The organism is Sporomusa sp. GT1 (genome assembly GCF_014634905.1).
GTDB lineage: Bacteria > Bacillota > Negativicutes > Sporomusales > Sporomusaceae > Sporomusa > Sporomusa sphaeroides.
Genome location: NZ_BMBX01000006.1, coordinates 115,936 through 128,898 on the forward strand (window position 1 = coordinate 115,936; position 12,963 = coordinate 128,898).

Consider the following 12,963-nt stretch of genomic DNA (forward strand, 5'->3'; position numbering starts at 1 on the left):
TTGCGTTTTACTTAACCAATCATCCTGGCATTTGAATATTTTAAAACAATATCTTTTACAAAACTCAGCAACACGTCCTTATTTGATTGAAGAAAAAAGTGATCTCCTGCAATCATTTCAAGGTTAAATTTGTTACTGGTATGCTGTCGCCAAGCTTCTAATTCTCTTGGATCAGCTTCAGGATCAGCTGTTCCCCCAAATGCCGAAATTGGACAAGCAATCGGTTCTTCCGGCAAATGAACATAGGTTTCATCAACCATAAAATCAGCCCGTAATATAGGAATAAACAATTCCATCAACTCTTTATTTTGTAAAATTGCCTCTGGCGTACCCGAAAAACGCCTTAATTCATTAACAAAAGCCTCATCAGTTAAATGATGCAATGGTTTTGGCTCCGGAATATGAGGAGCGCGACTGCCTGAAACAATTAAATGACATGGCACTAATTGCCATTTTCTGCGTAAAGTACGCACAACTTCAAAAGCTATTCTTGCACCTAAACTATGACCAAAAAAGATAAAGGGCTTTGTTAAGTATGGTCTTAAAACATTAGAAATTTCAGCTACCAAATCAACCATATCGGTGAAGGGTTTATCGGAAATACGGTTTTCCCTGCCTGGTAATTGAATTGGATATACCCCCACATTCTTTGGAAAAAGCTTCTGCCAATCCCGATAACTAGAAGCTCCGCCGCCAGCAAAAGGAAAACAAAAAATGCGAATTTGATCACTGACCGCTGGCAAAACCGATAGCCAAGGCGTCTTTTCCTGAAACATCATCATTACTCCTTGCATATGTATTAATACCTTCAAGTACCAACTCAGCAAGATGAGTCGCATTTGGTTCTGTTTCAATACAAGTAATATGATTACCATTAATTCTTTGTACTGCAAACTCACCCAGACAAATGTCTTGCCAGAAATTAAGCGTATCTTCGTCATATCCGCTAAAGAGAAATGGTTCTTCAGCTAATAAGAAACGAATATCACCCATATATGGTTCGGGTTTAAATAAAGCCGATTTTAAACTTTTGTGAAATACTTTAAACATCCCTTCAGCCATTTCAGCAGGCATATTATTACCCTGCTTCTTAGCAATTGCCTCCGCATAGGCAACAAAACGATCACTTCGCGGCATAGCGGCAAGCTTTCTAAATAATGCACCTACTTTATCCAAAATCTCGTCACCACTAATTGTTACCGAAGCATCTGCAGGCACACCCTGAGTATGGGTTTCGAAAATATGTAAGAAACCACGGCCAAGCTCCGCAGGACTTAACTCACATAAACTAGTATCACTAAGCGAAACACCAATATTGGGGACAAAAAGCGCCTCTATCAGCAAATCATCTTTGATATCATGAATAATGGGGTGACTGCTAATAAGCACAAGATCAACTACATTTACGCCTCTTTCCAACAGTCTTCTGGAAACTTCAAGCGCTACCAAACCACCTATACAATAACCAATCAATTGAACATCTGTATGCCCGGTTGCAATTATTCTTTCTGCATAATCATCTGCTAATTGCTCAGCAATTTCTAAATCAGCTAAAGCACAATACCTTTCCGTATCTGCTATGGTTATACCAATAACAGGGCCTGCTTGTTGCGTATCCAAATGTTTCAGCAAGAAACGGAAACAATTCATTGTTCCCATGCCGGCATGAAAAACAACTCTGAGAGGACCTTCTTCGCCACCGCCATAAGAAGTAAATACACCATAACTGTCCGGACTTGCTTGCTGCGCTACAGCAGGAGTACCATTTTTACTGTTACGCAAACTTTTTTCCTTGGTTTCTACAAATTCAACCAAAGCAGCTAAAGTGGAATAATTCAGCATTTGTCTAAGTAAAGTATCAAAGGGAATATCATATTTAAATGGTTCCTTAGCAAATAAGTCACGTAATTTACCTGCTACTTGCGCCATAATAAGAGAATCCGCCCCATAATCATAAAAACTTTTATTGGGACTCATTGCAGAAATACCTAAAGATTCCGTCCAAGCTTTTGTTATCTGCGCTACTAATGGACTTGCCGCCAACCTCTCACCCGCCTCTGCCGGAGACGCATCTGTACCTTTGCTCCAATTAAGTAAAGCCTTACGGTCAATCTTCCCATTACCGGTAAGCGGCAATGACTCTATAATATGAAATTGAGCCGGAACCATATAATTAGGTAAACGTTCTGCCAGGAAATCTATCATTTCAGTAATATTTACTTCTGCATTGACCGTATTGGTTTCAACAAAACCAACAAGTGTCTTACTGTCACCGACTGTCTCCACTATCACCACAGCTTGCGTAACCGCTGGATATTTTAGCAGAACGGCTTCAATTTCACCAAGCTCAACCCTGTAACCCCTAATTTTGACCTGATTATCTTGACGGCCTAAAAATTCAATTTCTCCACCGGGAACATATCTGCCCATATCCCCAGTACGATAAAGCGGCTCTCCATCAACAGGGTGTGTAAAGAAACGTTCTGCCGTACTTACCGGATCACCAAAATAACCTTGAGCTAAACCAATGCCGGTAATATATAACTCACCAGTTACCCACACAGGACAATCATTCATCTTTTGATCTAAAACACGCCAGCCTTGATTAGTCAGAGGTTTACCATAAGGGATGCTATTCCATTCAGGCAGTAATTGCTTATATAAATGATAAATTGACCAAATCGAAGCTTCAGTAGCTCCACCTAAACTAACTACCTGTACATTAGGAATAAGTTTTACCATCATGTCAGGTAAAGTTAGAGGAATCCAATCACCAGATAACAGAGCCACTCTGAGACTGGCCAACTTGGCTGCCTGACTCTCATGTAAAGAAACAAGCAACATCTGCATCATTGCCGGCACAGAATTCCAAATAGTAACTTTGTGTTCATTAAACAATTCTAGCAAATGTCCGGGCTCTGTCTGTTTATCAACAGCCGGATAAACTAAAGTACCGCCCCTGGATAAAATTCCAAAAATATCATAAACAGATAAATCAAAACTCAATTGCGCCAACCCTAATACTTTATCTGCTGCAGAAACCTGGAAACGGTTATTAATATCTTCTATCGTATTAACAGCGGCCCGGTGAGTAATAACAACCCCTTTTGGCTGCCCTGTCGAACCTGATGTATGAATAATATAAGCCGGTTTATCAGGATCTCCGCTTTCGGTAATAGTATTTTCCTGAAGCGGATTTAGGGTATCTACTTGAATAATTTTCGTATTTGCCGGCCAGCTGAGCAGGTTGCTGCCACAAGCCAAAACATGAATTATTTCCGCCTTCTCCAAAATAGCTCTCTGCCGAAGCAGCGGCTGCGTAACATCAATTGGAACATAAACAGCCCCCACTGATAAAATACCTAAGACCGAGATAACCTGATAAGCTGATTTATCCATAATAATCGCAACCCTGTCTTGCTCTTTGCAATCAGCCTTCTTCAATGCTTCAGCTACTGCCGAAGCTCTCAGCATAATGTCTTCATAGGTAAATTGACCTTGTCCGTCAATAACCGCAACTTTGTCCGGAGTTTTGTTTGCTTTTTCAATTATCTTGCTATGCAGGAAATAATTTGGTATTGTCCCGTTAGTGGCATTAGCAGCTTGACGCTCTTTTATTTGCCATTCCGGTAAAGTCACAGCATTATTAAGCTTCCAGGCTTGCTCGGTTTGCGCCAGTTGATTTAAAAGTATTGCAAAAGCATCAAACATATCATCAATCATATTTTCCGGAAAAACACCTGCGCGAACATCCCAATTCACTTGCAGTCCATGACGGCCATCCATAGCCTGACAATCAATAAACACCTGTGGTGTTTGACTAATACCAGTCCCTGTAAAATTACCCTTCATCTCCTCTTGCTCAGTCGCCTGCAAAAGACCAATCGCACTAGTAAATACAATAGGCATTAAAGCGGCTTCTCTGCCACGCCGGCGTGATAGCTCTCTCATTACTTCAACACCGGAAAATAAACGATGGTCTAAATCATCAAAAAGTTGAGCATTTAAAGATTTAGCCTGATCTGCAAATGATTTTCCCGTAGTACAATCTACAGCTAATAAATTTACGGAGGTAAAGTCACCGATAATACCATTAACCTCTGAATGAAGCGGTAATCGGTTTAAAACAGTAAGATTCAAACAAAATTCTTTATTATGGCTCCATTTTTCTATAGTTGCGGCATACGCAGTCATAACAGCAATTGTTGGTGTCAATCCATGTTTCTGCGCCTTCTCTTTAAACTGCTGCCACACCGCAGGCGCCAACTGTAAAAAGCGACGACTAAAACGCACTTTTTCAGAAGTGGCTTGAGCTATAGTACGCGACAAGTCGGGTGCCTGTGGCAAAGTATCAATACGGTTCAACCAATACTCTCTATCTTGTTTATATTTATCAGTTTCACGCAGCTTTCTCTCCGCTAACAAATAATCCCGAAAACTAAGTTCAAATTCAGGCAGCTTCTTTTGCGGTTGGTAATATAAAGTTTCAAACTCTGAAATAAGCTGCCAGATACTAGCCCAATCGGCAATCAAAAATTCTATTGAGAAATGAAAAATAGTGTCTTGAGCCGTTTTAGTTACTTTAACATCAAACATTGGCCAGGAGTTAGCCGGATAAACCCGATGGCCCATGTCTTCCCGCAAAGCTTCCAATTTTTCTTTAGCTGCTTTGGCTTCCAAAGTACTGATAACTTGATATTCCACCTCAAACCACGGTGTTTTTTCCTGTACCTGTTGATAGCCGTCCTCTTTCATCGTCGCCCTTAACATATCGTGCCGGGCTATCAATTGATTCCAAATTTCTGTAACACGCTGTATGTCAAGTTCGGGATAATTTAATTCAAAATAAATATGACAAGCAGTACCACCATAATCAAAAACATCATTGCGTCCAAGTAAATAAGCGGCTTGGACATCGGTTAGAGGAAACGGTTCATATCTTGCTTCAGGGCTAAGTTTAACTACCTGCGTTTCTTGTTCTGCCTTTAAGAACTCTAAAATTTTTTCTCTATGTTGCTTTAATATCTCTAAGTCACTTGCGGCCAACATTCCTTGAGGGGCTCTATAGCGTAGTCTACCTGCCTCCTCCCATAAAGTAATGCCTTCACTTCTTAAGCGCGTTACCAAACCATTTATATCAGCCAAGCCATTTTGCATATTTTCAGTCCTCCAACTTTCTTACATATCTGCAGTTGTAGAAAACACAGCCCCATGCAATAATTTTTTATCAAACTCTTTGTTGATATCACCACGTAAACCTACTTCCAAAATGCCATTTCTCGGAGCTGCCTCCAGTCTTATCCAGGTATCATCCAAAGTAAGCTGCCTGTACATATCTATTAAATCTTCTGTAACGCCTACCCTAATCCAGGCAACACCGGTAACACCATTAGCATGATTAATTTTCTTAGGCCTTTGTGGTGGATCATAATGAGAGAGAAAGAAAGGAAGACCAACTGTTTCTGGTGCAAAAAAGCTATACTTAACTTTTTCTCCATTTGGTTTAGTTCTGCCGCCCTTAACAACTTTAGAGGCATTAAGGCCAAGTTTATCAAAAGTATTTTTTACTTTTACCAGCTCCTGATAGTTGAACTCTGCGTCAGGAGGTGCTTCATGGTTTTCCCGATATGTTTCTAAAGCTATATCACACCAACCATGAGGACAATCAAACCAATACTCCCAACGTTTTCCCGCTGCTTTGCCAAGAAACCAGGAAAATGGATATTTCATGCATTTTAATGGTTTTGGTATCCTAAAAAATTCAATATGTGGTCCTGTTTCAAACCACAGGAAAGCATTTTGAGAATTTTTGGGGTTAGAGCCCCATTGAACAGTAAAACCTAACGCTTCATAATCCTTAACTACTTGCTTAATATCCTCTACCCGACAAACAAGTTGGCTGCATTTAAACATTCTTTCTCCCCACCATACATATTTTTTATCTAATTTTTATTTTAGCTATTTATTCAGCTAAAGAAGTTCTTACTATAAATAACTTTTGCCCCATAGGATCAAGGAGATGCCCCTCCTCAGGCAGTATTATTACTTCTGCTGCGCCTATTCTTTTGAATATTTCTTGCCATGCTTTTATTGGTCTGAATATTGTCTCCGTAATTTCCCTGTCATCTACCGGTCTCATAAACCCTTGAGATATTAACATTTGAGGAAAATCAACTATTGGTTCTGTCATAATTAACCAGCCGCCAGGTACTAAAACCTTCATTAAACCAGTAAGTGTTTTCTGCAAATCATAAGAATTGTCTATAACTCCTGCAGCAATAATAATCTCTGCACTATTGGGTCCTAAATTTTGCTTCTGAAAATCAGTATCAATATCAACTATTTGATACTTCACCCACGGATACTCTTGATATTTATTACGTGCATCAACCACAAAATAATTGGAAACATCGGTAAACAAATAACTAAGTTCTAAATCACGTATTTTTTCTTTCAATCTTGGCAATACCTCATCTGTGGTAGCTCCTGTACCTGCTCCGATTTCTACAATTCTCAGTCTCTTCTTATCTGGCTTTTCCAGCTTTTGAATATTACTAATGCGAATGACTGCTTCTGCCATTGTCTTATTTAAATAACGGGCAAGTACATCACGGTAACAGGAATTTGCATAATCCATTTTACCTTCAGGAAACATAAGCCAAGTAGGGTCTATGTTCCCGTTCATTAACTGGGCTAAATTTTTGGCATTTTGAACAATATAATCCATCGTCAATGGTGAACCCAGCTTGTTATCCCAAACATCTCTGACTGTTTTCCAGGCATCCTTCACTGTTTCTTCAGTAACCGGGTCACAACCATAATAAAGCTTATCTTTATTTGTTAAGTAATTATTTTCCACTAAAAGCTCTAACCAGCGTGTAACCAAATATTCATGTCTGGAGAGCAAATCTAATTTTGCCAGAATGTCTGCTCTGCTTTGTCCCTTTTCTTTATCAAGCAAAGCACCTTGGTTTTGCAAAGTATGAATGATCACAGAAAAAACAGCTTCCTTTATTCTAGCTGCAAACAGTTTTACTTTATTGGCATCGATTGCCCCAAGTTCTCGGTCGGCAAATTCAGTACATGTTAACAAATCAGTTTTACCTTCATCTTCTAAACGTTTTTTCTCAATAAAAAGCTCATCAGGAATTTTTGCAACAACTTCCTTAAAAACACTGGCAGCTAATGGTTGGTGAATAGCACCTGGACGTAAAAACGGATAGCCAAAAGACGAACTTATTTCTTGCCATTGTCTGGAACATAACAATTCTTGTTGGACCTTCATCATTACATTTGATTGACCATTTATCATCTGTTTCATATTCAGTAAATCCTGCTTAATTGCATTAGGCCAATATTGTGAGAGAATTTTCCTGTAGCTAGCCGGCGGCGAAGACCATAAAACTTCATTACTGTTTGCCAGCAGATATTCTACCTCAGTTGTGACAATATCGCTCATCATACTTAAATTATTAGGTACATGTAATCTCGGACGCCAAATAACATCTCCATGCGTATCACTTAAACATAAGTTGCCTGCCTCTGAGCCGATAACAACATTGTGAAGTAAACGCAGATAATTATCCGGATCATTCGGATTAACTTCGTTATTCACCCGAAAAATAGCTGGGATTTTACCAAGCGTTCCTGTTAAAACTTGAAAAGGCCCGTCTACATTACTTGCCTCTTTGGTCTGCCAAGGACGTATTGAGGGCAACACTTCCTGAAGAATATGGATCATCGGATAAGATACTTGAGAAGCAAACGCCGCATCAACATAAAGCAGCTTTTGTCTTTCTGCTAAAGCCTTAGCACAAGCAATAAATCTTTTTACTGCAGGTAAATGTACATATAAATTGCCTGTAGAAAATACCAGTTTTTTTTCATTGGCCTTTTTTAAACACAAGGCCATATCTTTATGATGAATAGGTTGTTCATGAATAACATGAATCCCTCGCTCCAGCAATGCCAAAGATACTTCAGTACCTTTACCGCCCAATACACCTGACCGTAATACTACACAAGCCAGTTCAACCTCTGCCGGAACCTCACTACTATCTGTATATAGTGCAATACCATGATATTGGGCACACTTTTTAGATCTTGTGCTGCCGTTAGCAAGCAAACCCACAAGTTCAAATTCTTCAGGTAAAAGCTGTAAAGCTTCCATATAAAACTGGCCAAAAGAAGAACCGCATACGATTGTCTTTATTTTTTTCATAGTTCACCTTCTATGGGTTGCAATAATTGTTCTATTGAAAGCTCAAATATCTTGAACATACTCTGACAGCCTAATTTCTGCAATGTATCGACCACTATATTCAGGTTAGCAATTTCCGAGAAAGGCCTCACGCCTGCCGGTACAATTCCTGCCAATACACTCATACCTGCCGCTGCTGTAGCCGAACCAATAACGGCTGAAGGGTTCTGAGCCTGTAAAACTAAAGTGCGCGTTGTTTTGCTTCCATTAATTAAACCATCAAGCTGTATAATAAATTTTAGATACTTTTCCCGGCCAGCAGCATCCAGTTTGGAAGCCTGACAAATACGTTCAACCGCAGTCTTAGGCTCTGTTAAAAATTGAATACTGATTTCTTCCAATAAAGCTGCGACTCGACTACCCTCATTGACTAAATACCATTTACCATCATGTAATCCCAAGGATTTCGCCACAAATTCGGTCTCTTTATCAAAATACGGATATACAGTGACTTCACGAGGAAAAAAGGGCAGCTCAGCCTTTTGTTTTCTCAGCACCCCGATACTACATTCCCCATCTTGCCAAGCTGCTAAAGGCTTATTAGCTTCCATTACCCCAGCGAGATAATCCTCAGCCGCCGAAGGCGTAAAATCAGCCAACATACCAGTGTAAGAAATTAGAGAATCGACTTTATCAAAAGAAGTTCCCAGCCAACGTGGCAATAAGCCAGATAGTCCTGGTATCGCCCCCGCTGCATGAATAACAGCTGTTCTATTTGATTCTTGTTGTAATGCTGCTAATTTGTCATCTGTACCTGAATCAACACAATGACAACCCTTTTCCAAACATAGTTGAGCCACCCGAACAGAAAACTTGCTTGACGGACCGGCACAATTTACTATCAACTTACAATTTTGACAAAAAGACGCTAAACTTTGGACATCATTAATATCAACAGCTACCCATGCAGCATTAGAAAATTCACTTTTAATTTCATCACTTACTGTTTGAGGGTTTCTGCCACCTATTTTCAGATTACTTTTCCCCAATTTCACAAAAGCTCTCGCTGCCTCCAAACCAACATCGCCGTAACCACCAATAATACCGATCATATTTCTCCTTCCTCCATGGGTTGGTTTATATCTATCATGGTTTCTTCAATACAAGCTGCTATTTCACATAAGGTTGGGGAATCAATTAACTTTCTAAGCGAAACATCTATCCCATATTTTTCTTTTACTGCTACAATAAAGCGAGTAGCCAGCAAGCTATCTCCCCCTAATTCAAAAAACCCTTGTTTACTGCCAACAGCCTCTATGTGCAAAAGACTTTTCCATATTTGCGCGATCTCATATTCCAGGCCCTCCAGAACTTCTGTTTCCACATTTGCAGTATTTTGAAGCTCGAATATCTTTGCAATTGCTTTACGATCCACTTTGTTATTGTTATTCAAAGGAATCCACGGTAATATTTCAATTTTTTCCGGCAGCATATGACTTGGCAAATAATTAGCTGCAAACTCTAAAATCTCACCTGCTTTAAGCTTTACCATGTTTTCCGAACAACTGGCCTCAATAAATTCAGTAAAAGAACCTTTAACCGGCACAGAATTCATCTGTTCAAAACCAACGCTCTGTAGAGCTATTTGCCACTCTCTAGCTGTCAACATTGGATTGCAATTCCGGCGTCGTTCCAAGTTCAAATTGGAAAATCCCTTTTCTAAAACAGCTGCTGTTATTTTAGCTATTGGCGTCAATTCACAATGCTCTAAAATAAATAGCTTACCGTTGTTGTTAAGCATACTATTAGCTATCTGGATTCCCTGTTTCGGCTCAGGATAACGATGCAATGAATTTATGGCTAAAACAAGATCATAAGAATATCTAAACCCCTCAGGCACAATATTTCCTAACAAATTACAATACTTAATAACATGTTTCTTATTCAATAATCTATCTTTAGCCGAATCAAGCATAGACGAAGCTGACTCAAATAAAGTCAATTCTATTTCCTTTGGTTCTAATAAATCCAGCAGTTTAACAGCAATAATACCACTTCTTCCGTCCAAAAGGGCTGCCTGCAACGGTTGCCCGGTCTGTTTTGCAAGCTGCCTTATTCTCGCCGCTATCAATCTTATTCCGTCACCAGTTCCCGGGTCTATAGAAGTTAGACTCTCCGGCGACAAAATATCATCATCTAAAAGAACTACCGGTGAAATCTCTCCACAAAGAATAGCTCTGTATATACTTATTTTTTGAAACAACTTGATACCTACACCTGTTAACCCCATCGCTATAGTTACTGTGCTGACCTCATGTACACTTTTAGCAAACTGTTCGGCAAACGCAAGCGCCTCTTGAAATCTTACCCCAGCTTCTAAAACAGACTCAGAAAACACAATAATTTCTCTTGCCTCAAGCCAAGCTAACCACATCTGGATTAACGGCCCATAGCTATCTATAAGAGCTAGCTTGTTTTTTAAGGCAGTTGTTGTTACCGGACTATATTGTAAGTTGTTTAGCTCTAACAAATTTATAATAAAAGTTTCAGCAAGTTTAGCTTGTTTTTCCCAACTTTCCATTCGAATAGAATCAAATTCAAGTGTTTTGGCTGACTCGACTACTTGCATTGCCGGAAAATTTCCTTTAGCTGCAATTGCAGCATAAAGATGTTGCAAGCCATTTTGTGAGGACATTATTGCCACAGCTTGATCAACCCCAGGATATTGCCGCAAAATTGTCTCTATTTCTCCAAGCTCAATCCGGTAACCCCTAAATTTAACCTGTTGATCGACTCTGCCAAGAAACTCAATATTGCCGTCAGGCCAATACCGCCCCAAATCGCCGGTTCTGTACCAACGTTGGTTTCCTTCATTAATAAAGCTCCTGCCTGTCAATTCAGTGTTGTTATAATAACCTTTGGCCACACCAGCGCCGCCAATCCAAAGTTCACCTGCAACCAAATCAGGGCAATCGCGACCAAGCTTATCCACAACCCGAAACCGCTGATTACTCAGAGGTTTGCCATAAGGTATGGAAAGCCAGGAAACTTCAACTTTTTCTATTTCAAAATAATTAGACCAAATAGCAGCTTCTGTCGCTCCGCCCAAACCAATCATTTTACAATTTGGCGATTTCATTTTTAACTTTCCATATAAGTCTAAGCCAATCCAATCTCCTGATAATAAAACAAGTCTGAGTGACGAAAGCTTATCAGCCACAGTAAGCAGCATATTAAATAACGCCGGTACCGAATTCCAAATCGTCACCCTCATATCACAAATAAGGTTCAACCAGCTTCCAGCCTCACGTTCCTCGCCTGCTTGCGGCAATACTAAAGCGCCACCTGAGGAAAGGATGCCAAAAATATCATAAACAGAAAGATCAAACTCCAAGGCTGATACAGCCAAAACTCGATCAAATTCATTCACTCTATAACGAATATTAATATCTTCAATTGTGTTATAAGCGGCTTGATGAGTAATTTCTACTCCTTTTGGTTCACCAGTGGAACCTGAAGTAAAAATAATATAAGCGGTAGCAGCAGGAGAAACTTCTACAAAACCCGGAGCAGGAATTTGCTGCTCACCAGCCTCAACTAAAATAACTTCTAATTTGTCTTTGGACGCAAAAATTGCCAAACCATTTTTATCCGTAATCAAGTGTCTGATTTTACTTATGCGATATATTCTATCTCTTCGTTCCATAGGCTGACTCAAATTAACAGGAACATAAGCCGCACCTGCCGCTAACACCGCTAAAACAGCAATTATCTGCCTCGGGCCTCTGGCTAAACTAACTGCTACATTGTCTCCCTTCTTAACGCCTTTTTCTAAAATTACCGTCACCAAACTAAGCACCCTATGTGCCAATTCCCCGTAAGTCATGCTTTTATATTTATCATCCTCTTGCCAAAACAAAGCCTCTCTTTCAGGATTATCCTGAGCTTGTTTAAAAAAATTCTGGTGAATTAATTTGCTCTCTATAGAAAAAAATGTATCATTAACTATTTGTCGGACTAGCCTCTGTTTTTCCGGAAGTAGTTCAGGAATTTTCTGCTCCCATTTCCCCTCAAGCAGCCAATTCAGCAATAAACTATTGGCAGCAAACATTGACTCAGGCATATCTTCAGGGAAAAGATTTTCAGGAATACTCCAAGTAGCTTTGAGGCCAAATTCACCTTCTAAAACTGAACAATGTAGACATTTTTTTTGTACTCTTTCATGAGAAAAATATCTATTTTCACCTTTACCATAATGAATCGCAGGATAAAAATTAAAATTACTTGCATCATATGAGAAGTAAATGATAGCCTCATCTTTTTTACCATCTTCAATATCGTCGAATGTAAAGTTTCCCTGCTCCAAACTTCTTAAATGTGATTCTACTTTTTGACAACATTCACACCAATTATTAAAATTGTCTGGTCGAAATACCATAGGAAAAGAAGTATTACACCCTTTATTACCTAAAACAATACTAAAAGGATTTCCCGAACTCCACCTGCTAAGCACCTCGCCCAAAGCGGCAAGTAAAATAGACAAAGCTGAACATTTATACTGTAAAGCAAATATTTTAATTGTCTGCCATTCCTTGGCATTGATGGTATGTTCCTTTTGGAAAAAACTGCGATCTGCAGTAGTTCTAATAGGTAACGATGGCGCCAACGATAATAAATCGCATACTTTATTTTGATTCTCAAGGTTTTCTTGTAACAATTTGTCCACTCCTTATAGCCAAACCAAGACTTATTCTCGAAAGTAA

The 12,963-nt window shown here is 39.4% G+C and carries 6 protein-coding genes; all 6 read right to left on the minus strand.

Going from position 1 to position 12,963, the window contains the following annotated elements:
• Nucleotides 1-11: 11 nt before the first annotated feature.
• The 6 genes from GT1_RS10045 to GT1_RS10070 are packed head-to-tail and all read right to left on the minus strand — an operon-like array spanning nucleotide 12 to nucleotide 12,917.
• Nucleotides 12-782 carry a thioesterase II family protein gene (locus GT1_RS10045; RefSeq protein ID WP_223226161.1) on the minus strand — a complete coding sequence of 257 codons (771 nt, stop codon included), beginning with the start codon at nucleotides 780-782 and terminating at the stop codon, nucleotides 12-14.
• A complete protein-coding gene (locus GT1_RS10050; RefSeq protein ID WP_188398580.1) occupies nucleotides 727-5,157 on the minus strand; it encodes a non-ribosomal peptide synthetase in 4,431 nt (1,476 codons plus the stop codon). Before GT1_RS10050 ends, GT1_RS10045 begins: the two co-directional genes overlap by 56 nt.
• 21 nt (nucleotides 5,158-5,178) lie before the next feature.
• Nucleotides 5,179-5,913 (minus strand): VOC family protein, encoded by a 735-nt coding sequence (locus tag GT1_RS10055; RefSeq protein WP_188398581.1) that lies wholly within the window; start codon nucleotides 5,911-5,913, stop codon nucleotides 5,179-5,181.
• A gap of 49 nt (nucleotides 5,914-5,962) precedes the next feature.
• Nucleotides 5,963-8,221, minus strand: a complete 2,259-nt coding sequence (locus GT1_RS10060) for a bifunctional Gfo/Idh/MocA family oxidoreductase/class I SAM-dependent methyltransferase (protein WP_188398582.1) — start codon at nucleotides 8,219-8,221, stop codon at nucleotides 5,963-5,965.
• Nucleotides 8,218-9,312, minus strand: coding sequence for a saccharopine dehydrogenase NADP-binding domain-containing protein (locus GT1_RS10065; protein WP_188398583.1), 1,095 nt, complete (start codon nucleotides 9,310-9,312; stop codon nucleotides 8,218-8,220). The genes GT1_RS10060 and GT1_RS10065 overlap by 4 nt, the downstream gene beginning before the upstream one ends.
• On the minus strand, nucleotides 9,309-12,917 hold the full coding sequence (locus GT1_RS10070) for an amino acid adenylation domain-containing protein (protein ID WP_188398584.1): 3,609 nt from the start codon (nucleotides 12,915-12,917) through the stop codon (nucleotides 9,309-9,311). Before GT1_RS10070 ends, GT1_RS10065 begins: the two co-directional genes overlap by 4 nt.
• Nucleotides 12,918-12,963 lie beyond the last annotated feature (46 nt).